Source organism: Kribbella sp. NBC_01505 (assembly GCF_045040285.1).
GTDB lineage: Bacteria > Actinomycetota > Actinomycetes > Propionibacteriales > Kribbellaceae > Kribbella.
In genome coordinates this window covers 2,388,844-2,414,398 of record NZ_CP109425.1, presented here as the reverse complement: position 1 = coordinate 2,414,398, position 25,555 = coordinate 2,388,844, and the positions used below count along the sequence as shown (strand labels likewise).

The 25,555-nt window shown below is 68.0% G+C and carries 24 protein-coding genes; 14 read left to right on the top strand and 10 right to left on the bottom strand.

The features are described 5' to 3' along the window. Positions 1-166 precede the first annotated feature (166 nt). The 3 genes from nusG (at position 167) to rplA (ending at position 2,427) form a co-directional block, all read left to right on the top strand. Positions 167-1,177 carry a transcription termination/antitermination protein NusG gene (gene nusG, locus OG474_RS11235; protein WP_405064564.1) on the top strand — a complete coding sequence of 337 codons (1,011 nt, stop codon included), beginning with the start codon at positions 167-169 and terminating at the stop codon, positions 1,175-1,177. A 12-nt stretch (positions 1,178-1,189) separates the two neighbouring features. Further along, the gene (gene rplK / locus OG474_RS11230) at positions 1,190-1,621 is read left to right on the top strand and encodes a 50S ribosomal protein L11 (protein WP_380154144.1); all 432 of its coding nucleotides are present in this window, start codon (positions 1,190-1,192) and stop codon (positions 1,619-1,621) included. An 83-nt stretch (positions 1,622-1,704) separates the two neighbouring features. After that, positions 1,705-2,427: a 50S ribosomal protein L1 gene (gene rplA / locus OG474_RS11225; protein ID WP_405062188.1), complete on the top strand. Its 723-nt coding sequence runs from the start codon at positions 1,705-1,707 to the stop codon at positions 2,425-2,427. Positions 2,428-2,503: 76 nt separating this feature from the next. Here the strand turns inward: rplA and OG474_RS11220 are convergent, their stop codons facing one another. The 5 genes from OG474_RS11220 to OG474_RS11200 form a co-directional block, all read right to left on the bottom strand. Then, positions 2,504-2,902, bottom strand: a complete 399-nt coding sequence (locus tag OG474_RS11220; protein ID WP_405062187.1) for a hypothetical protein — start codon at positions 2,900-2,902, stop codon at positions 2,504-2,506. 101 nt (positions 2,903-3,003) lie between these two features. After that, complete coding sequence (locus OG474_RS11215; RefSeq protein ID WP_405062186.1) at positions 3,004-4,038, bottom strand: alpha-hydroxy acid oxidase; 1,035 nt, start codon at positions 4,036-4,038, stop codon at positions 3,004-3,006. 795 nt (positions 4,039-4,833) lie between these two features. Then, complete coding sequence (locus OG474_RS11210) at positions 4,834-5,142, bottom strand: AzlD domain-containing protein (RefSeq protein ID WP_405062185.1); 309 nt, start codon at positions 5,140-5,142, stop codon at positions 4,834-4,836. Then, positions 5,139-5,846, bottom strand: coding sequence for an AzlC family ABC transporter permease (locus OG474_RS11205; RefSeq protein ID WP_405062184.1), 708 nt, complete (start codon positions 5,844-5,846; stop codon positions 5,139-5,141). The genes OG474_RS11210 and OG474_RS11205 overlap by 4 nt, the downstream gene beginning before the upstream one ends. After that, positions 5,843-6,376, bottom strand: coding sequence for a CGNR zinc finger domain-containing protein (locus OG474_RS11200; RefSeq protein ID WP_405062183.1), 534 nt, complete (start codon positions 6,374-6,376; stop codon positions 5,843-5,845). The genes OG474_RS11205 and OG474_RS11200 overlap by 4 nt, the downstream gene beginning before the upstream one ends. Positions 6,377-6,613: 237 nt before the next feature. Here OG474_RS11200 and OG474_RS11195 point away from each other — a divergent pair, with 237 nt between their 5' ends. Next, positions 6,614-7,735, top strand: coding sequence for a hypothetical protein (locus tag OG474_RS11195; protein WP_405062182.1), 1,122 nt, complete (start codon positions 6,614-6,616; stop codon positions 7,733-7,735). A 4-nt stretch (positions 7,736-7,739) separates the two neighbouring features. Here the strand turns inward: OG474_RS11195 and OG474_RS11190 are convergent, their stop codons facing one another. Then, on the bottom strand, positions 7,740-8,261 hold the full coding sequence (locus OG474_RS11190; RefSeq protein ID WP_405062181.1) for a hypothetical protein: 522 nt from the start codon (positions 8,259-8,261) through the stop codon (positions 7,740-7,742). 166 nt (positions 8,262-8,427) lie between these two features. Here OG474_RS11190 and OG474_RS11185 point away from each other — a divergent pair, with 166 nt between their 5' ends. The 3 genes from OG474_RS11185 (at position 8,428) to OG474_RS11175 (ending at position 11,157) form a co-directional block, all read left to right on the top strand. Next, the gene (locus OG474_RS11185) at positions 8,428-9,705 is read left to right on the top strand and encodes a sensor histidine kinase (RefSeq protein ID WP_405062180.1); all 1,278 of its coding nucleotides are present in this window, start codon (positions 8,428-8,430) and stop codon (positions 9,703-9,705) included. 109 nt (positions 9,706-9,814) lie between these two features. Next, positions 9,815-10,459, top strand: a complete 645-nt coding sequence (locus tag OG474_RS11180; RefSeq protein ID WP_405064563.1) for a response regulator — start codon at positions 9,815-9,817, stop codon at positions 10,457-10,459. Further along, a complete protein-coding gene (locus OG474_RS11175; RefSeq protein ID WP_405062179.1) occupies positions 10,459-11,157 on the top strand; it encodes a hypothetical protein in 699 nt (232 codons plus the stop codon). The genes OG474_RS11180 and OG474_RS11175 overlap by 1 nt, the downstream gene beginning before the upstream one ends. On the opposite strand, the gene OG474_RS11170 is transcribed toward OG474_RS11175, so the two are convergent. The 3 genes from OG474_RS11170 to OG474_RS11160 are packed head-to-tail and all read right to left on the bottom strand — an operon-like array spanning position 11,150 to position 14,690. Continuing rightward, positions 11,150-11,785, bottom strand: coding sequence for a bifunctional 4-hydroxy-2-oxoglutarate aldolase/2-dehydro-3-deoxy-phosphogluconate aldolase (locus tag OG474_RS11170; protein WP_405062178.1), 636 nt, complete (start codon positions 11,783-11,785; stop codon positions 11,150-11,152). The genes OG474_RS11175 and OG474_RS11170 overlap by 8 nt on opposite strands. 12 nt (positions 11,786-11,797) lie before the next feature. After that, complete coding sequence (locus OG474_RS11165) at positions 11,798-13,387, bottom strand: amidohydrolase family protein (protein ID WP_405062177.1); 1,590 nt, start codon at positions 13,385-13,387, stop codon at positions 11,798-11,800. Position 13,388: 1 nt separating this feature from the next. Further along, the gene (locus tag OG474_RS11160; protein WP_405062176.1) at positions 13,389-14,690 is read right to left on the bottom strand and encodes an alanine racemase; all 1,302 of its coding nucleotides are present in this window, start codon (positions 14,688-14,690) and stop codon (positions 13,389-13,391) included. Positions 14,691-14,828: 138 nt separating this feature from the next. Here OG474_RS11160 and OG474_RS11155 point away from each other — a divergent pair, with 138 nt between their 5' ends. The 7 genes from OG474_RS11155 (at position 14,829) to OG474_RS11125 (ending at position 21,404) form a co-directional block, all read left to right on the top strand. Next, a complete protein-coding gene (locus OG474_RS11155) occupies positions 14,829-15,800 on the top strand; it encodes a sugar kinase (RefSeq protein WP_405062175.1) in 972 nt (323 codons plus the stop codon). Further along, entirely contained in the window at positions 15,797-16,531 is a 735-nt protein-coding gene (locus OG474_RS11150; RefSeq protein WP_405062174.1) for an IclR family transcriptional regulator, read from the top strand. Before OG474_RS11155 ends, OG474_RS11150 begins: the two co-directional genes overlap by 4 nt. Before the next feature lie 15 nt (positions 16,532-16,546). After that, positions 16,547-16,951: a RidA family protein gene (locus OG474_RS11145; protein ID WP_405062173.1), complete on the top strand. Its 405-nt coding sequence runs from the start codon at positions 16,547-16,549 to the stop codon at positions 16,949-16,951. 92 nt (positions 16,952-17,043) lie between these two features. After that, entirely contained in the window at positions 17,044-17,859 is an 816-nt protein-coding gene (locus tag OG474_RS11140) for an IclR family transcriptional regulator (RefSeq protein ID WP_405062172.1), read from the top strand. Next, the gene (locus OG474_RS11135) at positions 17,859-19,046 is read left to right on the top strand and encodes an MFS transporter (protein WP_405062171.1); all 1,188 of its coding nucleotides are present in this window, start codon (positions 17,859-17,861) and stop codon (positions 19,044-19,046) included. The genes OG474_RS11140 and OG474_RS11135 overlap by 1 nt, the downstream gene beginning before the upstream one ends. 12 nt (positions 19,047-19,058) lie before the next feature. Continuing rightward, positions 19,059-19,937, top strand: a complete 879-nt coding sequence (locus OG474_RS11130) for a formylglycine-generating enzyme family protein (protein ID WP_405062170.1) — start codon at positions 19,059-19,061, stop codon at positions 19,935-19,937. A 21-nt stretch (positions 19,938-19,958) separates the two neighbouring features. Further along, on the top strand, positions 19,959-21,404 hold the full coding sequence (locus tag OG474_RS11125) for an arylsulfatase (RefSeq protein WP_405062169.1): 1,446 nt from the start codon (positions 19,959-19,961) through the stop codon (positions 21,402-21,404). A 68-nt stretch (positions 21,405-21,472) separates the two neighbouring features. Here OG474_RS11125 and OG474_RS11120 read toward each other — a convergent pair whose 3' ends face one another. Then, positions 21,473-25,546: an RICIN domain-containing protein gene (locus OG474_RS11120; RefSeq protein WP_405062168.1), complete on the bottom strand. Its 4,074-nt coding sequence runs from the start codon at positions 25,544-25,546 to the stop codon at positions 21,473-21,475. Positions 25,547-25,555 lie beyond the last annotated feature (9 nt).

Genomic DNA, 25,555 nt, shown 5'->3' with positions numbered 1-25,555 from the left:
GCCCGCCCCCGACGCCAGATCCAGAACCGATCCACAGATGACGGAGTACGACGTGTCAGAGCGCGACGACGAGGTCCTTGAGCTCGAGGACGAGTTCGACGTATCCGACTCCGACGACGATCTCGAGTTCGACGAGGCCGCGGTCGTCGTCGAGGACGACGACGACCTGTTCGCCGATGACGACGACCCGTTCGCGGGTCTGGACGACGAGGACTCCGACGACGAGACCGACGAGGTTGTCGCCGAGGTGCCGGAGTACTCCGCCGACGACGAGGCCGAGGACGGCCCCGCCGGGTCCGACGACTCCGACGACGAGCCGGTCGTCGTGGTCGCCGCCGCGGACGAGGCCGAGGACGCCGAGGTCGTGACGCAGGAAGATGTCGAGGACGCCGCCGAGGAGCTGGCCGACGAGACCGCGGAGATCGCGCTCGACGACAGCACCGAGGCCGAGCTGGCCGTCGACGCGGTGGTCTTCTCCAGCGCGGACGACGACGACGCCCTCGCGGTCGCCGCGGCGGCTGCCGTGGCCGACGACGACGAGGAGCCCGCGGAGCCGGGCGACCCGCTCGAGGAGCTGCGCGGCCGGTTGCGCTCGCAGATCGGCGACTGGTACGTCGTACACACGTATTCAGGGATGGAGAACCGGGTCAAGGGCAACCTTGAGAACCGGATCAACTCCCTGAACATGGAGGACTACATCTTCGAGATCGTCGTGCCGACCGAAGAGGTCGCCGAGATCAAGAACGGTCAGCGCAAGATGGTCAAGCGCACCGTCCTCCCCGGTTATGTCCTGGTCCGGATGGATCTGACCGACGAGTCCTGGTCGACCGTGCGGCACACGCCGTCGGTGACCGGTTTCGTCGGGAACAGCCAGAAGCCGGTCCCGCTCAGCCTCGAAGAGGTCGAGAAGATGCTCGCCCCGGCCGTCGTTGCGGCGGCCGAGGCGGCGGCAGCCGAAGCAGGCTCCGCACCCGCCAAGACGGCGGCCAAGAAGAAGGTCGAGGTGGCCGACTTCGGGGTCGGCGACTCGGTCATGGTGGTGGACGGGCCGTTCGCGACCCTGCACGCCACGATCACGGAGATCAATGCCGACGCACAGCGGATCAAGGCGCTGGTGGAGATCTTCGGCCGGGAGACCCCGGTGGAACTCAGCTTCAACCAGATCCAGAAAGTCTAAGGACCCGACAGAATGCCTCCCAAGAAGAAGATCGCTGCCCTGGTCAAGGTGCAGCTCCAGGCCGGCGCAGCGACGCCCGCCCCGCCGGTAGGTACGGCGCTCGGCCCGCACGGTGTCAACATCATGGAGTTCTGCAAGGCGTACAACGCCCAGACGGAATCCATGCGTGGCAACGTGGTCCCGGTCGAGATCACCATCTACGAAGACCGCTCCTTCACGTTCGTCACGAAGACGCCCCCGGCGCCCGAGATGATCAAGAAGGCCGCCGGTATCCAGAAGGGTTCGGCAGTCCCGCAGAAGGACAAGGTCGGCAAGATCACCAAGGACCAGGTCCGCGAGATCGCCACCACCAAGATGCCGGACCTGAACGCCCGCGACATCGACGCCGCGATGAAGATCATCGAGGGCACCGCCCGTTCCATGGGTGTCAACGTCGAGGCCTGAACGCCGCGGCTTCACCAGTACGACGAGTAGTTGTGGCAGGGCGTAGCGCCGCCCGGAGACCACACCCCAGAGAGGAAACAGCAATGGCAGAGCGCAGCAAGGCTTACCGCGCGATCGCGGACAAGATCGACTTCGATCACCTGTACACCCCGCTCGAGGCGGTCCGGCTGGCCAAGGAGGCCGGTGCGGGCAAGAAGCTCAACTCGACGCTGGATGTCGCGATGCGCCTCGGGGTCGACCCCCGCAAGGCCGACCAGATGGTGCGCGGCACCGTCAACCTTCCGCACGGTACCGGCAAGACGGCACGGGTCCTCGTCTTCGCCACCGGTGACAAGGCTGAGGCCGCGAAGGCCGCCGGCGCCGACTGGGTCGGCGACGACGACCTGATCAAGAAGGTGACCGACGGCTGGCTCGACTTCGACGCCGTCGTCGCGACCCCGGACCTGATGGGCAAGGTCGGCCGGCTGGGCCGCGTCCTCGGCCCGCGTGGTCTGATGCCGAACCCGAAGACCGGCACCGTCACCCCCGATGTCACCAAGGCCATCACCGACATCAAGGGCGGCAAGATCGAGTTCCGGGTCGACCGGCACGCGAACCTGCACTTCATCATCGGCAAGGCGTCGTTCGACGAGGCCCAGCTGGTGGAGAACTACAGCGCCGCGCTCGACGAGATCCTGCGGTTGAAGCCGGCCAGCTCGAAGGGCCGCTACATCCGCAAGACCGTGATCTCGACGACCATGGGCCCCGGTGTCCCGGTGGACCCGAACGCCACCCGCAACCTCCTCGAGGAGAACGCGGACGCCTGATCCTCAGGATCGATCCAACAGAAAGGCCCCGGGGTCTCCCGGGGCCTTTCTGCATTTCTGGACGCCTCGGCGCGCGTCAGATACAGAGCTTGTACTCCTTGGCGATGGCCGACGTGGTGTTCGAGCTGCTGCCTCCGGGCAGGATCCGATAGACCCTGTCCCCAAGGATGTGGGCCTTGACCTTCCGGTTGTTGACGTAGGACTCGACACCCCACCGGACGTGCTGCAGGTCTCCCGACACCTCGTCGAGGTCGAAGTCGCTCAGCCACCAGCACCTCCCGAAGGCGCGGGTACTCAACCTCATGTCGGTGAACCTCGGGCCGGCGTAGAGACACAGTGTGTCGGCCGGACACTTCTGGGCAGCGATAGTGGCCGCGGTGTCCTCGGTGGAGAACTCCGCAGCTTGTGCGGTCGCGGGTGTCACGACCGCTGCCACGCTCAGGAACCCCAGAACCGCCGCCAGCTTCTTCAACACGATGTCGGTGCCTTTCGTCGATGCGTCTTTGGCGTCGACGGTTTCAGGTTGTTTACCTGGGGCACCAGCTACAGCACGGGATTTGCACCTTGTTGCAGGGATCAGCGACGTACGACGAGGTCCGGGGTGAGGTCGGCGGGGCGGGGGACGCCTACTAGTTGGAGGGTGTGCTCGAGCTCTTCGGCCAGGTCGGTGAGCAGACGGGTGACGCCGGGCTTACCTTCTACGGCGAGGGCCCAGAGGGCTGGGCGGCCGACGAAGACGGCGCGGGCGCCGAGAGCCAGGGCGGCGAGGACGTGTTCGCCGCGACGGATGCCGCCGTCGACGTACAGCTCGGTGGTGGTTCCGGCGAGGGCTTCGGCGACCTCGGGGAGGGCGTCGGCGGTCGGGATCGAACCGTCGAGCTGGCGACCGCCGTGGTTGGAGACGATGATGCCGGCCGCGCCGGCGTCGGAGATGCGCTTGGCGTCGTCGCCGCGCAGGACGCCCTTCACCACGACCGGCAGGCCGGTGCGCTCGGCGAGCCAGCCGATCACGTCAGGCGTGAGGTCGTCGGCCTTGTCGAGGTCCGCGTCGGTCCAGTTGCCCTCGGGAACGTTGATCCGGAGCTGACCCGGCTGCACGTACGACCAGACCACCGGGCCCTCGTCTTCCTTGCGACCGACCACCGGGGTATCGACGGTGAGCACGATCGCCTTCGCTCCACCGGCGACGGCCGCGTCGAGCATCTGCTCGGTGATGCTGCGGTTCCGCACGATGTAGATCTGCAGCCACCACGGGACCCCGGTCGCGCCGAGGTCGGCGAACCGCGTCCCGGCGTTGCTGGAGACCCCCAGCAGCGAGCCGGCCGCGACGACTCCCTTCGCCATCGCGATCTCACCCTCAGGATCCGCGAGCCGTTGCAGCGTCGACGGCGCGATCAGCACCGGACTGTCCACCGGCGTACCGAGCACGGTGGTCCGTAGGTCGATCGACGAAACATCCTGCAGCACCCGCGGCCGGAACCGGTACGCCGACCACGCGGCAACCGCCTCCCCGACACTGATCCCCCCGGCCGAACCCTGCCGGTAGTACCGATGCACGGCCTCCGGCAACTTCTCCGCGGCGGTCCCCTCCAACGCATCAATCCATCGCATGCCGCCCATCGTCCCACCCACCCGCCGCGCGCACATCCCGCACTTTGAGCACCCACCAACCATCCGGCGCCCCCGCACCCGACTGGTGGCTTCCCAAAGTTGCCGTTCGTGCTCGAAGAGCAGCGGGCCCACCTTTGGGCGTCAAGGTCGACTTTGTGTAGCCATCAACCATCCAGGGGTCCCGCAGCTGACTGGTGGGTTCCCAAAGTTGGCGTTCGTTCCCAAAGTTGGGGTTCGTGCTCAAAGAGCAGCTGACCCACCTTTGGGTGTCAAGGTCGACTTTGTGTAGCCACCAACCATCCAGGGGTCCCGTGGCTGACTGGTGGGTTCCCAAAGTTGGGGTTCGTTCCCAGAGTTGGGGTTCGTGCTCAAAGAGCAGCCGGCCCACCTTTGGGCGTCTACGTCGACTTTGTGTAGCCACCAACCATCCAGGGGTCCCGTGGCTGACTGGTGGGTTCCCAAAGTTGGCGTTCGTTCCCAGAGTTGGGGTTCGTGCTCAAAGAGCAGCTGACCCACCTTTGGGCGTCAAGGTCGACTTTGTGTAGCCACCAACCATCCTGAGCGCCCGTGGCTGACTGGTGGGTTCCCAAAGTTGGCGTCCGTTCCCAGAGTTGGCGTCCGTTCCCAAAGTTGGGGTTCGTTCCCAGAGTTGGGGTTCGTGCGTGAAGAGCAGCCGGCCCACCTTTGGGTGCAGGTGGGACTGGTACGGCGTGCTGTCGGAGCGCCGGCTCGCTGGGTCGTGGCAGCGGCACGTCGAAGCAGCGAGCCGGGTGTGCAGACGCCCCGGTTGTGGGGTTAGTGCGTGGTTAGGCGGAGTAGGGCGGTGACGATGATGCCGGCGGCTACGCAGAGGAGCATGGGGACTTTTGCGAGGCAGAGGCCGCCGGCGGCGCCTACGCCTACGACCTTCGTCCAGTCGAGGTTGTGCCAGTGCTCGCCGCCTAGCTCCGTGATGATGAGTCCGGCCAGGAGGACCGGGGCGGTGAGGGCGGTGAGCCTGAGCACGGGTTGCGGCAGTTTGCGGCCGCCGATCACGAGTGGCGCGCTTGCCTTCATCAGCCAGCTGATCAGGGTGACGATGCCTGCGGACAACCAGAGCTTCATGCGTGCTCACCCTCCTTCTCGGGGAGTATGCCGAGCAGGGCCGCGGCGATGGCGCCCAGCAAGGCGTAACTGGGGATGGTGACGAAGAGCAGTGCGGCGGCGATCACCGCGCCGAGGAGACCGGCCAGCATGGCCCGCTTCGAGCGGCGTAGTTCGTCGAGCGCGAGGATCAGGAAGAACGCCGGGAACGCGACGTCCAGTCCCAGTTGGTGCATCAGCTCGGGCGAAGGCGCGGTCAGCGCGCCGACCGCCGTACCGGCTGCCCAGAGCACCCACTGCGGAACGCTGGCACCGACCAGCCGGACGATGTCGTAGCCGCCTTTGGTGCCATGGGCAACAACAAATGACGCGTCGCAGAGTGCCTGCGCCTGGAGAGCGCGGGAGAGTCTGCCGCCGCGCAGGCTCTCGTTGAGTGCGAGGCTCATCATCAGGTAGCGCGCGTTGATCAGCACCGCGGACGTCACCGCGACGACGGCCGAGCCGCTCGCCAGTGACGTCAGCAGTGCGAACTGTGCCGACCCTGACCAGGCGAACATCGAGAACAGCACCGGCAGCCCGAAGCCCCAGTCGCGCGCCACCGCCTCGGCGCCGAAGCTCAGCGCCAGCACGAACGCGGCCGCGCCGGGCCCGATGCCTAGACGCATCCCCTCGAAGAACTCCTGGCGCCGATCGAGCAGCGCGGTGACCGCCGCAGAGCCTCTCATGCTTCCCGCCCAGCTCGGACTCGCGCGTAGTGCCGCTTGGCCCGGGCGCGGTTCCCGCAGTCGCCTGAGCTGCACCACCGTCGAGACCCGTTCTTGCTGCGGTCCAGGAACAGCCATCCGCAGCCGTTGTCCTGGCACTCCCGCAGCCGGCTCAGGTCCTCTCGCTCCAGCAGGCGGCTGGTTGCCAGCACCAACTCGTCCACAAGGTCGACGCCCAGCCATTCCAACGCTCGGGGGCCGACCGGTGTGGCTCGCCGCATGGCGCCTGTCAGCAAGATCTGCAGCTCCCGCAGATCTCCCGAACCGGTCCTTCGGGCGATGGGCAGCACGACCTCGTAGACGGCCGCACGGACCATCGCCACCTGCTCAGGCTCGCTGTCCCCGCGGAGACCTACTGCCGCACACCACGTGGCCAGTGCCTCGGGGGTCGCGATCCGATCGATGGTGCGGGACGGCTCCAGCCGCCAGGAGATGGTGTTCAGCAGGTCGAGAGCAACGTGACCGCCGATCAGTTCCGGCTGATAGGGCATCAGTATCACCTCTCTCCTAACAACCTAAAAGACTTTTAGCTGTTAGGCAAGCAAGGGGGGAGGTAGACTGACGGCATGACGCAGTACGGGCGGCGATTTCTTCGCCCCGGCCGGCACGACGGTGCCGACGGGGTGAGCTGCTGCTGCGCTCTCTCCTGAGGTGACCGTGGCCGACCGGGGTGTACCGCCAGATCGATCTGGCTCCCCCGTCGAGACCGTCACCTTTGGAGTTCACCCATGTCTGTCCTCACCCTCGAGGAACTGCACTCTGCTCTGTCTCTGCGCGATCTGACCGATCCCGCCCAGGGACCACACGCTATCCAGCTGATCGTCGACTCGATCCGGACAGCGTTGGGCGCGGCCTGGCCCTACACGGAGATCTGGACCCGCCGTGACCATCCGGTGGTCAGCCTGGCCGACAACTACGACAACCTCGGCTACGTCGCCGGCGCGGTCACCCGGGAGGCGCGCTACACCCGCTACGCCTCCGAGACCGAGGTCCTGCGCAGCCATACGTCGGCGATGATCCCGCCCGCGCTGCGTGAGCTGGCCGGCTCGGACGCGTCCGATGTGCTGATGGTCTGTGCGGGAATCTGCTACCGCCGGGACTCGGTCGACTGGCAGCACACCGGCACGCCGCACCAGATCGACCTCTGGCGGATCAGCCGCAATGTCACGCTTGGAGAGCCCGAGCTGGAAGAGATGATCGCCCGGCTGGTCGAGACGGTGCTGCCCGGCCAGACCTACCGCACAGTCCCCGCGGTGCATCCCTACACGATCCACGGCCGGCAGATCGATGTCCTGCTGGAGGGGCAATGGATCGAAATCGGCGAATGCGGCGTGGCCGCGCCGGATGTCCTGCGCAAGGCCGGTCTGGACGACGACTGGACCGGTCTGGCGATGGGGCCGGGGCTGGATCGGCTTCTGATGCTGCGCAAGGGCATCCACGACATCCGGCTGCTCCGGTCGACGGACCCGCGGGTGGCCGGCCAACTGCTCGACCTGTTGCCCTACCGATCGGTGTCGACGATGCCACCGGTCCGCCGGGACCTGTCGGTGGTGGTGAGCGCGGAGGCGGATGTGTCGCCCGAGGTGCTTGGCGACAAGGTGCGCGATGCGCTCGGCCCGGACGCGGATGCGGCCGAGTCGCTGGAGGTCCTCAGTGAGACGACCTACGACGAGCTGCCACCGGCGGCGCGTGCGCGGTTGCAACTCGCCCCTGGGCAACGGAACCTGCTGGTCAGGTTGGTCCTCCGTCCGGTCGACCGGACACTGACCGACACCGAGGCCAACGGGCTGCGTGACAAGGTCTACCGAGCGCTGCATGAAGGGCCTGTCCTCGAGCTGATCGGGAGTTGATCGACTAGCGCCGCAGCTCGCGGGCGGCGACGATCCAGGCGCACACGGCCAGCGGCAGCTCGAGCAGAAAGGCCATCGCCAGAGCGAGCGTGCGGTCGACGCCTGCTCCTGCTGTGCTGACGTCGAACCAGGCGTCGGCCAGCAGCAGTGTGCCGGCGGACATCGCGGTCAGGACGGCGTATCTGTTCCGCTTGTGCAGCAGATACGCCGTCAGGCCGGCGGCGATCGCGGTGGCGGCATCGAGGCCGATCCAGGTGAGCCGCCAGTTGTCGGCCTGATAGGTGGTCGGCAGGGTCGCGGCGAGGATCAGGCACCACGGGAGCAACACAGCCGCGACGACGCCGGCCACCAGGGCGGCCAGCCCGCCGGGGGAGCGGCGCGCGCGGATCCGGCCGTCGAGTCGGCCTTCGGTGAGGTAGTCGTCCAGCGCCTCGGCGACGCGGTCGTCGATGGCGTCGCCGAGTTGCACGCTCAGCGGGTGCCGGAGGGCCTGATAGGGCTGAGCCTGCGGGAGTGTCGTCGTCATGCTTCAAGCGTTCCGTGGCGGCGGCTTCCGCACATTGAGGCAAACCCACGAACAAAAGGTGGGGTTAACCCGAAGTCGGTCCGGGGGTTGTCCTCATATCGGTGCCCTCGACGGCGACGTAGGTTTGAGCCTCGACGGACCGACGCAGCGACGGGAGGTGGTTCGGTTGACGACGATCGCGAGTCCGGTTCCCCGGCGGCCTTGGCGGCTGTGGCGCTCGCCGTATCTGTGGCTGGCCACGGTCCATCTGCTCGGTGATGCGGTGGTGGTGCTCACCTCTGGAGTGATCGCGCTGGCTTCGGTGTGTGTCGCCGTGCTCGGGTGGCCGCTTGCCTTCCTCGGGCTGCCGCTGAGCCGCAGTGCTGCTGGTGCGGTCTACGCGTTGGCAGGTTGGGAGCGCGCCCGAGCGCGGATCACCCGCGGTCAGGAGGTGCTGCCGCTCGCGCCGCCGCCGCCGTCCGGCAGCCGGATCACCGACGCCCGCAGAGCGGTCGCCGATCCGAACCTGTGGCGCCAGTTCCTGTACTACGTCCTGCTGTTGCCGGCGGCAATGTCCTGGCTGCTGCTGATCGTGATCGCCTGGTCGATCCCGCCGGTGCTGATCGCGCTGCCGCTCTACTTCTCGAGGTTCGCCGCGGGGCGGGCGCAGTTGGGTCCGTTCGTGGTCAACACGGTCCATGAGGCGGTGGCTGTGGCGGTGCTCGGCGCGCTGTTCCTGGTGTTCGTGTCGCCGGTGCTGATGCGGACGGCGTCCGCGCTGGACGGTCACCTGGCCCGGATCTACCTGGGCGGTGATGAGACCGGTGCGCTGACCGAGCGGGTCAGCCGGCTGGTGACGAGTCGTCAGCAGGTGGTCGACTCGGCCGAGGCCGAGCGGCGACGGATGGAGCGCGACCTGCACGACGGTGCTCAGCAGCGGCTGGTCTCGCTGGCGATGACACTGGGCCGGGCGAAGAATCGGCTGGGCGACAAGGATCCGTCCGTGCGGTCGCTGATCGAGGAGGCGCACTCCGAGGCGCTGCAGGCGATTGCGGAGATCAGGGATCTGACCCGCGGGTTGCATCCGCCGATCCTGACCGACCGTGGGCTGGATGCGGCGATCTCGGCCGTCGCGGCTCGCTCGCCGGTGCCCGTTCGGGTGACGGTCGACGTGGAGCCGCGCCCGTCACTGACCATCGAGTCCATCGCCTACTTCGTCGTGACCGAGGCTCTGACGAATGTTGCCAAGCATGCCGCGGCAGCGCAGGCCGAGGTTCGGATCACCAGGACCGGGGACGTGCTCCAGGTCCAGGTGACGGACGACGGGCGGGGTGGTGCCCGCGCGGAGGACGGCAGCGGGCTTCAGGGACTGGCCGATCGAGTGGCAGGTGTCGACGGCCACCTCAGCTTGAGCAGTCCACCGGGCGGTCCGACAGTTCTCACCGCGGAGGTGCCGTGCGGATGAGGAAGGCCTGTCGACGGTCGGGCGGGGTTGGTGGCGGGGGAGTGTGGATGAGCAGACCAGCGGGTGGCTGGATCGTTCGAAGGACGGAGGTGTTTTGCCGGTGACCAGCATGCGCGTGGTGATCGCGGAGGACTCGGTGCTGCTTCGTGAGGGCATTGTGCGGCTGCTGGAGGAGCAGGACTGCACTGTCGTCGCGGCGGTCGGCGACGGGGACGACCTGCTCAAGGCAGTGGCTGAGCACCGGCCGGACGTGTGCGTGGTCGACGTCCGGATGCCGCCGACGTTCACCGACGAAGGGCTGCGGGCGGCGCTGGTGCTGCGCGAGCAGTATCCGGAGACCGGTGTGCTGGTCCTCTCGCAGTATGTCGAGGAGCGGTATGCGAGCGAGCTGATCGGAGGGAACCCGGGTGGCGTCGGCTACCTGCTGAAGGATCGCGTGGCGGATGTGGACCAGTTCCTCGACGCACTGCGGCGGGTGGCGGCCGGCGGTGCGGCGCTGGACCCGGAGGTGATCTCGCAGCTGCTGGCCCGCTCCGGTAAGGCGGATCCGCTGGCCGCGCTCAGTCCGCGGGAGCAGCAGGTTCTCCGGGCGATGGCCGAGGGCAAGTCGAATACCGGGATCGCACAGGCGCTCGTGGTCGGGGAAGGCGCGGTGGAGAAACACATCAGCAGCATCTTCAACAAACTGCGGCTGTCGTCGGGGGACGGAGATCACCGGCGCGTGATGGCCGTGCTGCGGTTCCTGGGCACCTGATGGCGCTCACAACAGCGCAGCGACGGATGCTGCTGATCGGCGTGCTGCCGCTCGTGGTCCTAGTGATCTGTGGTGCGGCGGTCACGGTCGCGACGATTCGCGGCAAGCTGCCTTTCGACTACTCGGCCGCCTTCGCCGCTGGGCCGCAGGGCGTGCGGATCCTCTCGACGGTTCCGGCCACTGTGATCGGTGGTGCGAGCAGGCAGGTCCGGGTCTCCGTCAGTGGGACGTATGCCGCGCGCGAGCCGAAGGTCGAGGTCCGGACCGACCACGGGGTGCTGGACATCCGGTCCAGCTGCCCCGACGCGCACTGCGAGGTCGCGCTGACGGTGGAGGTTCCGGCCGAGGTCGCGGTGCAGGCCAAGGCCGAAGGGGCCTCGCTCGACGTCTCCGATCTCGCCGGGAAGGTGCAGGCCGACGTCGATGGCGGGTCCATCACCATGAACCGGATGCGCAGTCCGCAGGTCTCGGTCGACGGGCGCAGCGGTTCGGTGTCGATGCAGTTCGACGACCCGCCCGAGCAGGTGACAGCCACGGTCAGCGATGGCTCATTGACCGTCCGGCTGCCGCGGACCACGACGTACACAGTCGACGCGGTCGCTGCCCAGGGGTCCACCGACATCACCATGGACAGCGATCCGGCCGCGACGCATCGCCTCTTCCTCCGGACGAGCTATGGCAGCATCACGGTCAGCTGATCGCAGCCACGAACGCCTTCGCCTTCGCTGTGATGGTCTGCCAGTCGGCCGCGGCGACGTCGGCGGGAGAGACCACGTCGGTGCCCGCGCTGACGGCCAGCGCGCCGGCGTCCAGGTAGTCCCGGGCGTTGCCGGCGTTGATGCCACCCGACGGAATCAGCGGGACTCCGGGGAAGGGGCCGTTCAGATCCTTGAAGTACTTCGGGCCGAGCTGGTGAGCCGGGAAGATCTTCACCGCCGCCGATCCGAGCGCGAGTGCCGTCATCACCTCGGAGGGTGTGAAGGCGCCGAGCACCACCGGTACGCCGGCGGCCCGTGCGGCCTCGGCGATCGCGGCCGCCTCCGGCCCCTGCCCCGGCGTCACGAGGAACTGTGCCCCCGCGTCGATCGCCTGCTGTGCCTGCGCACCGGTCTGCACAGTCCCGGCGCCGACGACCGCGCCGGTCTCACCGGCAGTCGAGGCCGCGCGCTCCAGATGGCGCGGCAGATTCGGCGTCGTGTAGGTGAGCTCCACGACGTGGATCCCGCCGGACACCAGCGCTGCGCACAGATCCCGGGCGTCGGCGATCTCCGGTGCCCTGACGACAGTCAGTACGCGGTCGGCTCGCAGCAGGTCCAGAGTGGTCATATCGAGGTCCTCTCAAACATCAGTACGGCGGATGGCGCGACCGGGCATGGCATCGGTCCGGTGGCCGTCGTCCATGACAGGCACACCGTTGACGAAGACGTAGGGGATGCCTTCGGCCTGCTGGCGCGGGTTGTCGAAGGTGGCGGTGTCGTGGACGGTCGCCGGGTCGAAGAGCACCAGGTCGGCGTGGTAGCCGAGGCGGACCAGGCCGCGGTCGGTGAGCCGCAGCCGGCGAGCAGCGCGGCCGGTGAGGTGGTGGACGCAGTCGGCCAGTTCCAGGACGCCGAGCTCACGGACGTAGCGGCCCAGGTAGCGCGGGAAGGTGCCCCACGAGCGCGGGTGCGGTTTGCCGCCGACCAGGATCGCGTCCGAGCCACCGGTGTGGCTCGGGTGCTGCATGATCGTCCGCACGTTCTCCTCGTGCCCGACGTGCTGCAGGATCGAGGTGCCCAGGTCGTCGGCGATCAACAGATCGAAGAAGACGTCCGTGGCCCGCTGCCCGTTGTCGGCGGCCATCGCCGCAACGGTCCGGCCGACGGCGTTGCCGAGGGCCGGGTTGCGGACGCCGCCGATCTCGATGGTGTCCCACTCGATCACGCAGCCGTGGCAGCCGTCGGAGCCGACCTGCTCCATCTCGTGCGCGATCCGCGCCCGCGTCGCCGGATCCCGCAGCCGGTCCAGCTGCGCGTCCGGGCCGCCCTCGGCCGTCCAGCTCGGCAGCGTCGCCGCGAGAGTGGTTGCCCCAGGCAAATAAGGATAGGTGTCGGTGGTGACGTCGAGCCCGTCGCCGAGCGCCTTGTCGATCATCGCGCCGAGGTCGGCGCCACGACCCTGGTTCGGCGCGAAGTTCATCACCGCGTGGGTCAGGTGCAGCGCACAACCGGATTGCCGGGCCACCTCGACCATCTCGCCGTAGGCACCCAGGGCACCCTGTCCGTACGAACGTTGGTGCGGGGCGTAGTAGCCGCCGTACTGGGCGACGACGCGGCAGAGTTCGACGAGTTCCTCGGTGGTGGCGAACATGCCAGGGGTGTAGGTGAGGCCGCTGCTCATCCCGACCGCGCCGTCGCGCAGCGCCTGGGTGAGCAGGTCGATCATCTGCGCCAGTTCCGCGGGAGTGGCCGGCCGGTTCTCGGTGCCGACGACCATCATCCGCAGGGTCCCCTGCGGGACCAGGTAGGCCGCGTTGCACGCGATGCCCTGATCCAGCCGGTCGAGATAGCCGGCGACCGTGGACCACGAGAAGTCGAAGTCGTCCGGTTCGCCGTTCCAGCCGGCGATCTGGCGCCGGATGGCGGCGCGGGTCGGGTCGTCGATCGGCGCGAACGACAGACCGTCCTGGCCGAGCACCTCCAGGGTGACGCCCTGGCTGACCTTCGCGGTGTGGTCCGGGTTCGCCAGGATCTGCAGATCGGAGTGGGCATGCATGTCGATGAAGCCAGGAGACAGCACCAGACCGGTGGCATCGACGGTCCGCCGGGCGGTCGGCAGGTCGTTGCCGATGGCCACGATCCGGCCGGCGTCGACGGCGACGTTCGCGACGAAGCCCGGGGCGCCGGTCCCGTCCAGGACGGTGGCGTTGCTGATCAGCAGGTCGGCCATCTCAGAAGTACGTCCGGATCAGGTCGACCACCATCGGGTCGGTGGCGTCCGGGTCGTCGACGACCGGGATCAGCCCCCACTTGTCGAACGCCGTGCACGGGTGGGACAGGCCGAGCCGGAGTTCGTCGCCGATCACCACCGGCTCGTCGCCGAACCGTAGATAGCCGTGCTGGTCGTTCAGCTTCGTCACCGTCATCCCCGTCGCCGGGAGCACCGGTTCCCCGGCCGCGCGCGGCCGGACCAGCTGCGGTTCAGGCATGTCCTGGTCGACCGGGAAGTCCCGGCGGCCGGCGTCGAAGATCGCCAACCCCGCTTCGGGTTGTGAGGTGATGCGCATCCACCCGTGCATCGCCGCCACGAGCTGCTCGCCGTCCGTGCGCGGTGACTGGCCCAGCGGTGAGACCCGCCGGTAGAGCCCGTCGTCGTGCGAGATGTACGCGCCGGAGCGCACCACGACTCGCGCATCCTCCAGCGGTCCGAGCACCTCGGCGACCAGTTCGAAGAACTCGCTGCCGCCCGCAGTGACGATCGGTACGACGTCCGCGTCGTACCGGCCCTGCTTGCGCAGTCGCGCGTGTAGCTCAGCCATGTCACGCAGGAACGCCCGTACGGCGGCCAGCCCGGATTCGTTGACGTCATCGGCGACCGCGCCCTCGTAGCCGGCCACCCCGACCAGCCGCAGTGTCGACGCATCCGTCACCGCGGCAGCGACAGCCTCCGCGGTCTCGAAGTCCCGAGCGCCGGTCCGTCCGCCCGGTGCGCCCAGCTCTACCAGTACGTCGAGCGGTCGCGCATCCGGACCGACATGCGCCGACCGAGCGGCCTCCATGATCTCGACCGTGCGGACCGAGTCCGCCCACACCGACACCTCGAACTCCGGATCGCGCGCCAGCTCGTCGGCGACCCAGCGGAGTTGGAGTGGGGAGACGACCGAGTTCGCGATCAGGACCCGGCGGACGCCGAACTGCCGGGCGACCGCGAGGTGGTAGACGTTGGCCAGCGTGAGCGCCCAAGCGCCCGCGTCCAGCTGCTGCGCCCACAACGCTGGGGCCATCGTGGTCTTGCCGTGCGGCGCGTGCTCGATGCCGTGACGCACGCACCAGCTGGCCAGAGTGTCGATGTTGTGCCGCAGCCCGGGCGCGGACAGTGTCATCAGCGGGGTCGGCAGCTGGGAGAGCCGCGGGCGGGCGGCCAGCACCTCGGCGATGGTCCGGCCCCAGAAGGCGGGCGGCAGCACCCGGTCGCGGCGGCTCACTCGCTCGTCGGCGAGAGCGGCGACGGCGGCGGCATCGTAAGCAGGCATCGAGTCCCCTGGGAGTAGTTGCAGAATACGCAACGTTCATTGCACATTCTGACCTGACGGTTGTAGCATCGCGCTCGAAGTTGCGTCAACGACCGCTGTTTCACACCTATCCCATCACCCCGGACCCCAGGAGCGCAGATGCCGGACCCGCGCACCGAGACGGAGACCGGTGCGGTCGTCTGTATCGGCGAGGCGATGATCATGCTCGCGGGTGCTGCCGGGCCGCTGGAGGACGTGGAGACGTTCCGCCGGTCGGTGGGTGGCGCGGAGTGCAATGTGGCGGGCGGACTGGCCGGTCTGGGCGTGCCGACGAGCTGGGTGTCCCGGCTGGGCGACGACGGCTTCGGCCGGCAGGTACTGCGCGATCTGCGCGGGCGCGGAGTCGACGTCGGCGGTGTGGAGGTCGATCCGAATCGGCCGACCGCGCTGTACGTGAAGGAGTCGATCGACGGTCGGTCCCGGATGCACTACTACCGGACCGGTTCGGCGGCCTCGGCGATGAGCCCCGCCTTTCTGCAGCGGCCGGAGGTGTCGGAGCGGCTCGGCAACGCCAAGATCGTGCACACCACTGGGATCACCGCTGCACTGTCCGATGACACCGCGCAGATGCTCGACGAGCTGCGCGGCGACTTCATGCTGAGTGTCGATCTGAACTGGCGGCCGGTGCTGTGGCGCGACAAGGACCCGGAGCCGCTCTGGCGGTTGCTGCGCGCGGCCGACGTCGTACTGATCGGTGCTGATGAGGCTCTGATCTTCGCGGGCACCAATGACCCCGCTGAGCTGCATGAACGGCTCGGCGGGCGCTGCACGCTGGTGGTGAAGAACGACGCGCACACTGCGCTCGCGCTGGAGCCGGACGGTCGTCGTACCGAGGTTCCGGCACTCACTGTCCAGGTGGTCGAGCCGGTCGGGGCAGGGGATGCGTTCGCGGCCGGCTTCCTCGCTGGGACGCTGCAGGAGTTGCCGATGAAGCAGCGGTTGCGGTTAGGGCATCTGAACGCCGCAGCGGTGCTGTCGGTGCCAGAGGATCACGCCACGCCTCCCAGCAGGGCACTGCGAGACAGACTGCTCAATGCCGCCGATGACGAGTGGGCGGCGACGAAGCTGTGAGTCAGAGCCTCGCGAGAGCCCTGCAGATCCTGGCCAGCCTTGGCGAGGGGGAGCGGTCGCTGGACCAGCTCGCGGCCGAGCTAGGGGTGCACAAGACCACCGTGCTCCGGCTGCTGCGCACGATGGAGGCAGACCGCTTCGTACGACGGGATGAGGCGCACCGCTATCGGCTGGGATCCCGTTTGTTCGCGTTGGCGGATGCAGCTCGCGAACAGCACGTCGTGCGGGAAGTTGCCGCACCGCACCTGCGTGAGCTGAATCAGAAGACCGGCCAGACCGTTCATCTCGCGGCCTGGGAGAACGGTGAGGTCATCTACATCGACAAGCTCGACAGTGTGCGCAACATCCGCATGTACTCGCAGGTCGGCGTACCGGCGGCTCTGCACTGCACCGCGGTCGGGAAGATCCTGCTGGCTGCGCAGCCCAAGCGGCAACGCGAAGCGGTGCTGGCGTCGCTGGACTACCACTCGTTCACGCCGCAGACCATCACTGATGCGGATGCGCTGCGGGATGAGCTGGACACGGTCCGGGCGCGCGGCTGGGCGCAGGACAAGGCTGAACACGAGACCTTCATGAACTGCGTCGGTGCACCGGTCGTGGACCAGGCCGGCCGTGTCGTCGGGGCCGTGTCGGTGTCCGTACCGGATGTACTGCTGAACTATGAGCAGGTGCTCGAGCTCCTGCCTGAGCTGCTCGCCACCACCCAGGCGATCAGCGCCGACTACAACTGAGAGGTGTTCGACCTGATGTCCGACAAGACTGCCGTCTCCACCACTGACGCGCCCGCTCCGATGCCGGTGTTCTCGCAGGGGGTCCGCAAGGGCAACATCCTGCAGGTCTCCGGCCAGGGCTCGGTCGACCCGGCGACCGGCGAGTTCGTGTTCGTCGGCGACGTGAAGGCTCAGACCACCCGGGTCCTGCAGAACATCGAGGCGATCCTCAAGGCCGGTGGCGGCAGCCTCGACGACGTGGTGATGCTCCGCGTCTACCTGACCACCCGGGACGACTTCGGCGCGATGAACGAGGCGTACGCCGACTTCGTCTCGACCCGCACCCCGAGTGGCGTGCTGCCGTCGCGGACGACCGTGTTCACGGGCCTCCCGCTCCCCGACATGCTCGTCGAGATCGACGCCCTCGCCGTCCTGGACTGACCTGCTGCGTCCGGCGTCCGGGGTCAGACAGCCCGGACGCCGGGCACACCCCTGTGCGGCAGGTATCCCGCATTGCGGGATATGATCCTGCAATGCAGGAAACGATACCCCGAGGGTCGGTGCAGTCGATAGACCGTGCGGTCGCGATCCTGCGGTGCTTCGACGCGCGGACTCCGGATCTGGGGATCAGCGATCTGTCCCGGACGACCGGGTTGTCGACCAGTACGGTGCACCGGTTGTTGCTGGCGATGCTGGAGAACGGACTGATCCGTCAGACCGCCCAGCGGCGCTACGCGATCGGTCCGTTGGTGGTGCAGCTCGCGCACAGCAGCGGGATCCCGGCGACGTTGCGTGACGCTGCACAGCCGGTACTGCGGGCGCTCCGCGACGCGACTGGGGAGACGGCGGCGGTGCACGAGTTGCTGCCGAGTGGACACCGGGTCGTGCTCGACCAGGTGGAGAGCCGGCACCAGTTGCGGCGTACCTATACCGAGTTCGGCGTACCGCTGGCACTGCCGCAGGGCGCACCGGGGAAGGTGCTGCTCGCGTTTGCGCCGTGGCAGCGTCAGGTGGAGGTGCTGTCCGCGCCACTCGAGCAGGTGCTGCCGGACACGATCACGGACCCCGACGTACTGGCCGCACAGCTCGCTGAGATTCGCGAGCGGGGGTTCGCGATCTCGCTGATCGAGCGGACACCGGGGATCTGCTCGGTTGCCGCGCCTGTCTTCGACTACTCGGGACAGGCCGTCGGATGTCTGTCGATCTCCGGTCCGGAGCTGCGGATGCCTGTGGAGGTCCTGCTGGAGTTCGGTGCGCGGCTGGTGCCCGCAGCCTGGGAGGTCTCGGAGCTGTTGGGTGCGACAAAGACGGGTCGAGAACAAGCCACAGCGCAGGCAGGAGCCCACTGATGGCCGGTCCGGCCGCCCTGCTCAAGATCGCACCGTCGGTCTATGTCCCCGCACTGCTCTACGGCATCGGCCAAGGCGCCATCGCGCCAGTTATCGCAGTGTCGGCCACGCATCTCGGCGCATCGCCTGCGATCGCTGGTGTGGTCGTCGCAGCGGCCGGACTGGGCCAGGTCATCGGCGACATCCCGGCCGGTGCCCTCACCACGAAGATCGGCGAACGGAAGGCCATGCTCGGGGCGACTGTCCTGGTCTCCCTGGCGCTGGTCGCCTGCCTGCTCGCACCGAACGTCTGGGGCCTCGCCGCCGCCATCGGAGTCACCGGACTGGCCGGATCGGTCTGGGGACTCGCCCGTCAGGCCTATCTGAGCGAGGCAGTGCCGATTGAGCTGCGCGCGCGGGCTCTGTCCACCCTTGGCGGTGTCCAGCGCATCGGCTCCTTCATCGGCCCGTTCCTCGGCGCACTGGCGATGCGCTTCCTCGGCACCGACGGCGCGTACTGGGTGCACCTGGTCGGCGCAGTGCTGGCCTGCATAGTGCTGGTCAGCCTCCCCGACATCGAGTCAGTACGGCGTGCGCGCGGGAGCAGGCCAGTCGCGGCCCAGTCCACGTTGGGCGTGATTCGCGAGCACCTGCCAGTACTGCGGACTCTCGGCACCGGTGCCCTGCTGGTCGGCGCGGTGCGTGCATCACGTCAGGTCGTCGTACCGCTGTGGGCTCTGCACATCGGTCTGGATGCGCAGACAACCAGCATCATCTTCGGGCTGTCCGGTGCGGTGGACATGCTGCTGTTCTACCCAGCTGGCTCGATCATGGACCGCCTCGGCCGCAAGTGGGTCGCAGTACCGTCCATGTTCGTTCTCGGCTTGGCGCATCTCCTGCTGCCGCTGACTCACACCGTCGGCACTCTCATTGCAGTGGCACTGCTGATGGGTGTCGGCAACGGTCTGGGAGCCGGCGTGATCATGACGCTCGGTGCTGACGCCTCTCCACCCGTCGGACGAGCCCAGTTCCTCGGTGCCTTCCGCCTCTTCGCCGACACCGGCAATGGTGCCGGTCCACTCCTGCTGGCCGGTGCGACCGCCGTACTGGGGCTGGCTCCGGCCATCGTGATCATGGCGGGCACGGGCTGGGCCGCCGCGGCAGCGATGCAACGCTGGATACCGCCGCACCCGACCAAGCCTTCCTGAGAGGATCGCTGCGTGAGCGAGGACGGATGCTGCGCACCTGCGAGGGGCGAGGCCGCGCAGGAAGCGGCCGCGCCACAAGTGCACGGAGAGCCGGCCGGACCGATCGAGCGGGTGCGGATCGCAGCCGGCGCGTTCCGGATGGGCGCCGAGGACGCGGACGGCTTCCCGAATGATCTGGAAGGACCGATCCGCGAGGTATCACTCGAGCAGTACGACATCGGCGTGACTGCGGTGACCAACGAGCAGTTCGCTGCGTTCGTAGCCAGCACTGGTTATGTGACCGAGGCAGAGCGGTTCGGGTGGAGCTATGTGTTCGCCGGGTTCCTTCCCGCGGCGCTGCGCAAGGTGAGCGAACGTCCGCAGGCGACACCGTGGTGGTGCGGCGTCCATGGTGCGACCTGGGCGCACCCGGAAGGACCCGGCTCGGCGCTGACCGATCGCGCCGACCATCCGGTGGTTCACGTGTCCTGGGCTGACGCTGCGGCCTTCTGTGCTTGGGCTGGTGGTCGGCTGCCGAGCGAGGCCGAGTGGGAGCGCGCAGCCCGTGGTGGCCTCGACCAGCGCCGCTATCCGTGGGGCGACGAGCTCACTCCGGACGGCGAGCACCGCTGCAACATCTGGCAGGGCAGCTTCCCCACGAAGAACACCGAGGCCGACGGCTACCGCGGCACCGCGCCCGTGCGCAGCTATCCGCCGAACGGGTTCGGCCTGTACGAGGTGGTCGGCAACGTCTGGGAGTGGACCGGCGACGACTGGGGCGAGAACAAGGTCATGCGCGGCGGTTCCTACCTGTGCCATGCGTCGTACTGCAACCGCTACCGCGTCGGTGCCCGGAGCTCGAACGAAGCATCGAGCAGCTCCGGCAATCACGGCTTCCGCTGTGCCTGGTGACGACAACAGAGGAGTAGCACAGTGACCGCACGCAACGTAGTGATGATCTGCGTCGACCAGTGGCGCGGTGACGCCCTGTCCGCAGCTGGGCATCCAGTCGTCCGTACGCCGTACCTGGATCAGCTCGCGGCCGGGGGCACCCGCTTCTCGAGCGCGTACTCGGCCACACCGACCTGCGTGCCGGCGAGGGTCGCCCTGATGACCGGCCAGTCGCAGGAGCGGCACGGCCGGGTCGGCTACCGCGACGGTGTGACCTTCCAGGAGGCCCATCCGGTGACTCTGCCGGGCACACTGCGGGACGCGGGCTACCAGACCCAGGCCATCGGAAAGCTGCACGTGTACCCGGAGCGGTCGCGGATCGGCTTCGAAGACGTCCGCCTGCACGACGGCTACCTGCACTTCGCCCGCCGGCGGCAGCAGCGCGACTTTCGCGAGGTGGACGACTACCTGCCCTGGCTGCAGGCCCAGGCCGGCAGCTCACCAGTAGCGGACTACACCGACAACGGACTGAACTGCAACAGCGTCGTCGCCAGGCCCTGGGACAAACCAGAGGCACTGCACCCGACGAACTGGGTCGTCACCGAGGCCATCTCCTGGCTCTACCGCCGCGACCCCACTACGCCGTTCTTCCTCTACCTGTCCTTCCACCGACCGCATGCGCCACTCGACCCGCCGCAGTGGGCCTTCGACCAGTACGTCGGTATGCCCCGGACCGATCCGGTGGTGGGGGACTGGACGGCGGCGTACGACGAGCACCGCAACGACGGTGCGCACGACACGGTCATCGGTCGGCTCGATGCCGAGACGCATCACCGGGCCAAGGCCGGGTACTACGGCCACCTGTCGCACATCGACCAGCAGGTCAACCGCTTCCTGGACACGCTGGCCGAGTTCGGGCTGCGCGAGGACACCGTGGTGATGTTCACCTCCGACCACGGCGACATGCTGGGCGACCATGACATGTACCGCAAAGGTCAGCCGTACGAAGGCTCGACGCATGTGCCACTGCTGATCTCGGCTCCCGGAGCCGCACGTGGACAGGTGATCGACGACGTAGTCGAGCTGCGCGACATCATGCCGACGCTGCTCGACCTGGCTGGTGTACCGATCCCTGAGACCGTCGACGGCCGCAGCCTGGCGCCGCACCTGCGCGGCGAGACTGTCGACGAGTGGCGCGAGCATCTGCACGGTGAGCACGTGCTGCTCGGTCAGTCGCTGCAGTGGGTCACCGACGGGAAGCGCAAGTACGTCTGGATGTCGGGCCGCGGCGACGAGCAGTTCTTCGACCTCGAGGCGGATCCGCAGGAGACCCGCAACCTGGTACACGACCCCACCCGCGCCGACGAGGTACGGCGCTGGCGGCAGAAGCTCGTCGACGATCTGAGCGATCGCGAGGAGGGGTTCGTCGACGCCGGAAAGCTCGTCGCCGGCCGCCCGGTCGCCACCGAGCTCCGACAGACGGTCTGACCGCGGCCGGGTGGGCGGCCGCCGCGGCTGTGCACCGCTGGCTCCCGCCCGCCCGACAGCGGCGGCTACTACGGTTTGAAGAACCAGCGCTGACACGTACCGCCGTGGTAGAACCAGGTGATGACCTCGGCTCCGGCCGCTGAGCTGCAGTCGGCGACGTCCAAGGACAGACCCGATGTCGTCGCGATCACGCTGTAGCTGCCGCCCGGCGTTGGCTCGATCCGCCAGCGCTCACAGGGCGACGCGTTGCTGGGAAACATGAACACAGTTGCCCTGGGCAACTTGGAACACCCTTCGATCTCCAGTGCGTTGCCGGAGTTCGGATCGATGATCTTGTAAAGGTCGTCGCCGAGACTTTCCAGCTTCCAGCGCTGACACGGGCTGCCATCGACCGGGTTCCACATCCGGATCTTGCTCATGGGTTCCTTATGGCAGTCGATCACGTCCAGCAGCCGTTCGCTGGTGGTCGCGGCCTCGGTCCGGTACCGCCCGGTGCCGTTGGCCCCCAGCTGGTTCGCGTTGAAGGCCGGCCGGAGGATCCACTGCTGATTCGTCGCCTGCCCGCAGGTTTGCTGCACCGCCGGAGCGCCTTCGTCCAGCCGAGCACCTTGGACGGCGATGCACTTGCCGCTGTGGGCGAGCTTCAGCTGTACGACCGTGTCGTACGAACTGCCCTCGACGTAGCTGAAGGTGACTTGCTGCCAGGCGAACGGATCACCGGTGCCGCCACCGCACTTGTACTGGATCATCGGGATCTCGTCGGCGGTGTCGCCGTTCAGCGTGTCGAGGCATTTGACCGGTCCGCCACCCACCGCGGTGTGCGTCGGACGAATGCTGTACTGATCCGTTCCCGGGATCGGCATCAGCCGGAACCTGGCGTTCAGTTCCAGCGCTGCGCAGTTCCACTGGATAAAGGTGGCGCCGTCGTCGGTGCTGGCGCCGGAGGCATTCAGGCACTTGCCGCTGTTCTTGTTGACCAGCTCGTACTGCCGGTTCTCCAGGTCGAACTTCGGTCCGGTGACCGCGTCCACGGCTCCGGTCCAGCCCAGCGTCTTGTCCGCGAACGACGTACCGGTGGAGCGGAACGTATAGACCTGGCGAGCACCCCCGTCGGCGGCGTACAGGATGCCGGCGTCCTCCTTCTGGTCACCGTCGTAGTCCCCGGCGATCAGCGTTGCCCTCGAGAGTTCGAGTCCTGTCGTACGGCGCCACTCCGAACGCGTCAGCGCGGTCCCCCCGGACTTGAGGACGAAGAGACTGGCGTCGGTCGGCGAGTTCTCGTACAGGGTGATGATGTCGTCCTTGCCGTCGCCGTCCGGGTCGGCCACGATCGCGTGGCTCTTGTCCCAGCAGTACGTGCCGGCGCCGGAGTCGTAGACCGTGACCGGTGCGGCGAACGACGTACCGGTGGACTTGTAGAAGTCGACCGAAGTGCGGCACCCGGAGAGGTTCCGCATGCTGAGCAGGTCGGCCTTGCCGTCGCCGTCGAGGTCGGCGAGCAGCGGCGTGCTCTGCGACCAGCTGTTTCCGGCCGCGGCCTGTGCCCAGGCCGTCGGAGCCGCGAACTTCTTGGCGGCCAGGAAGACCATCGCCTGCCAGTTGTCGCCGGTTCCGGCCTTCTGTACGACGATGTCGTCCTTGCCGTCGCCGTCCACGTCACCGGAGACCGGCCGGGCGGTGCTCAACGGCCAGCCGTTCGGTCCACTCGTCCAGGACGCCTCGGGCGCGATGTACTCGTTGCCGTCCGACGGGTACTGGTAGAGCCAGAGCTGCCGCCCGGCGCCCTCGCGGAAGGCGGCCATGTCGGTCCGGCCGTCGCCGTCCAGGTCGCCCTGGACGGGTCTGATCTTCGACAGTGCGAAGCCGGCGCCTTCCCCGGTGTCGAGTGCCATGGTTCCGGTGGCGAACGTGTTGTCCTTCGAGGTGACGTTCCAGAACACGGTCCGGCCGAAGCCATGGTCGAGCACCGCGGTCACATCGGCCTTGCCGTCGCCGTTGCTGTCTCCCCGGACATGAGGTGCCGAACCGGCCGGGGGCTTCGCTTTGAGTTCCCAAGCCTGCCGGGTGTCGCTGTAATTGCCGGCGCTGTCCACGGCACGCACGTAGAGCCGCAGGGACGGTGCCCCGGTCTCCGGATCCGGGTGCACGGTCACCGGGATGGTGACGGTGCCATCGGCGCCTGCCTTCACCCGTGCGGACAGCGAGTCGCCCTGGAAGCCGTAGTTGTACTCGGTCACGTCGGTGTCGGCGGGAGTGCCGCCGGGCTTGAAGGTGACGTTGCCGGCCACCCGTGCCGGCGTCACCGGATCCTGCCCGTCGGGGAAGTCCGTCGACACGACCCTGGGGATGTTCGGTGGGACCGTGTCGATGACGAAGTAGCAGTCGGGCGTGCTGGGGCTGGTCGCGAAGGCGTCCGTGGCGAAGGCGCGATAGCGGTATACCACGCCTGGCGTCAGCTTGCCGGCCGGTGTCTCCGGCCAGGAGAAGGCGGCACCGCTCGCCACGCCCTGGATCTTCGTGTCGAACGGGCTGGTCCCATCGGTCTTCTCGATATGCAGGGTGGTGGTGACGCTGTCACCGATGTCCGGGTCATTGGCGACCGCGGCCCACTGCGGAGTGGCGGTTGCGATCCGGGTCGGTGCGGCCTGGGTTCCGCAGGGGCGTGGCCGGCTCAGGGTCAGGCCTTTCGGCATCCGTGGCGTGGTGTTGTAGCGGATCGCCAGCACCGCCGTGTTGGGGAGGAACTTCTTCCACTGCCATTGGGCCCCGACACTCTTGGATTCGTCCGGAGCTTTCAGACCGAGCGACACGGTGGTTCGCCGCGCGTCGGCAGCGCTCTGGATCACGTTGCTCAGATTGCTCTTCGCGTTCAGGTCCCCGAACTCCATCGGGTTGTCCTCGGTCCACGGGTACGCCTCGCCGTTGCGGGTGTCCAGCCAGTTGGTCCAGTAGTTGTTCTCGGTGACCGTGGTCCGCCAGTTCAGGTTGCGGTTCGAGGTGTCCAGATCCTTGACCGCCCACAGTTCGACCGGTTCCGGCGTACCGTGCGGAGTCTTGTTCAGGGTGATCCGGAACTGGGCGCTGATGATGGTGCTGCCACCGATCGTCATCGCACCGCTGGTGGTGTTCAGCAGGAACATCGACCGGTAGAGGTTGTCGGTGTCCTCGAAGGCCCGGCCGACCTTGGCACCTTCGTTGTCCCGGTCGTAGGTCCATCCGTCCGGGGTACTCGAGCCCGAGTTGGTGTGCAGCCAGTTGACCAGCGTCCCGGACATCGACGGATCGATCAGCACCGGGAACCTCGCGGCCGGGTCGGCGAGCAGTTTCAGATCCGGCGTCAGGATCAGCTCGCGCGCCGTCTTCCGGATGCCGAGCTGGGCGTGACGGGGCTTGGTGGCACTGGAGGAATCCCACATCGTCGGCGGATCGGCGGTGTAGAGGACCTTGCCGTTCTCAGCTGTGGCACGGGTGGATCCGTCGGCGGCGACCTTCAAGCCGATGCCCTCGCCGCGGATCGGGTAGCGCAACGTCCGCAACGCCGGGTTCGCCGCGGCGGTCCGGTTCTTCACCACCAGGAGGTGGGAGAAACGGTCGACACCGACCTTGATCTGGAGGTCGATCCCGGGAAAGACCTCGGGGTACGTCGCGGTGTCACCCACCAGCACGGGTTTCGGCAGCTTGCCGGGCCAGCCGAGATGGACCCTGGCGCCGGCCGTGCCGATGGCCAGCAGATCGCCGGAACCACCACCGGACAGAACCACGGGGGACACGGTCGCGACGGGCTGTACGGTCCCGTCGGGCTGCAGCCGGAGCGTCGGATCCGGATCGACCCAGCCGGTGCCCTTGCGGACCCGCACCGGTGCCGCATGCTGCTCCATCGTCTTGCTGCCGTCCGGGTTCGCGAACACCTGACCGGTCTCGGTGCGCATCGACACGAGTTCCTGAGCCTTGCCGGTCGTCCGGGCCGTCGCCATCGCCCGAAGGTCAGGTGACGCCTGCAAGGCCTGCTCCGCCACGACCTGCTGTGGATCCCGGACAGCTGCCGGTAGCGGAGCGGCGGTTCCGGTCGCGGCCGCAGCCAGCGGAACCGTCAGCGCGAGGGCCGACAGGCCGGCCGTGAACCGTCTTCTGACACTCCACATGGTGGGCCA

What these genes read in the sequence shown, in the direction of transcription:
- OG474_RS11120 (WP_405062168.1), bottom strand. Translation starts at nt 25,546, where the DNA reads ATGTGGAGTGTCAGAAGACGGTTCACGGCCGGCCTGTCGGCCCTCGCG.
- OG474_RS11145 (WP_405062173.1), top strand. Translation starts at nt 16,547, where the DNA reads ATGTCCGACAAGACTGCCGTCTCCACCACTGACGCGCCCGCTCCGATG.
- OG474_RS11170 (WP_405062178.1), bottom strand. Translation starts at nt 11,785, where the DNA reads ATGACCACTCTGGACCTGCTGCGAGCCGACCGCGTACTGACTGTCGTC.
- OG474_RS11215 (WP_405062186.1), bottom strand. Translation starts at nt 4,038, where the DNA reads ATGCGATGGATTGATGCGTTGGAGGGGACCGCCGCGGAGAAGTTGCCG.
- OG474_RS11200 (WP_405062183.1), bottom strand. Translation starts at nt 6,376, where the DNA reads ATGCCCTATCAGCCGGAACTGATCGGCGGTCACGTTGCTCTCGACCTG.
- OG474_RS11195 (WP_405062182.1), top strand. Translation starts at nt 6,614, where the DNA reads ATGTCTGTCCTCACCCTCGAGGAACTGCACTCTGCTCTGTCTCTGCGC.
- rplK (WP_380154144.1), top strand. Translation starts at nt 1,190, where the DNA reads ATGCCTCCCAAGAAGAAGATCGCTGCCCTGGTCAAGGTGCAGCTCCAG.
- OG474_RS11165 (WP_405062177.1), bottom strand. Translation starts at nt 13,387, where the DNA reads ATGGCCGACCTGCTGATCAGCAACGCCACCGTCCTGGACGGGACCGGC.
- OG474_RS11190 (WP_405062181.1), bottom strand. Translation starts at nt 8,261, where the DNA reads ATGACGACGACACTCCCGCAGGCTCAGCCCTATCAGGCCCTCCGGCAC.
- OG474_RS11160 (WP_405062176.1), bottom strand. Translation starts at nt 14,690, where the DNA reads ATGCCTGCTTACGATGCCGCCGCCGTCGCCGCTCTCGCCGACGAGCGA.
- OG474_RS11210 (WP_405062185.1), bottom strand. Translation starts at nt 5,142, where the DNA reads ATGAAGCTCTGGTTGTCCGCAGGCATCGTCACCCTGATCAGCTGGCTG.
- OG474_RS11140 (WP_405062172.1), top strand. Translation starts at nt 17,044, where the DNA reads ATGCAGGAAACGATACCCCGAGGGTCGGTGCAGTCGATAGACCGTGCG.
- OG474_RS11155 (WP_405062175.1), top strand. Translation starts at nt 14,829, where the DNA reads ATGCCGGACCCGCGCACCGAGACGGAGACCGGTGCGGTCGTCTGTATC.
- rplA (WP_405062188.1), top strand. Translation starts at nt 1,705, where the DNA reads ATGGCAGAGCGCAGCAAGGCTTACCGCGCGATCGCGGACAAGATCGAC.
- OG474_RS11205 (WP_405062184.1), bottom strand. Translation starts at nt 5,846, where the DNA reads ATGAGAGGCTCTGCGGCGGTCACCGCGCTGCTCGATCGGCGCCAGGAG.
- OG474_RS11135 (WP_405062171.1), top strand. Translation starts at nt 17,859, where the DNA reads ATGGCCGGTCCGGCCGCCCTGCTCAAGATCGCACCGTCGGTCTATGTC.
- OG474_RS11180 (WP_405064563.1), top strand. Translation starts at nt 9,815, where the DNA reads ATGCGCGTGGTGATCGCGGAGGACTCGGTGCTGCTTCGTGAGGGCATT.
- OG474_RS11175 (WP_405062179.1), top strand. Translation starts at nt 10,459, where the DNA reads ATGGCGCTCACAACAGCGCAGCGACGGATGCTGCTGATCGGCGTGCTG.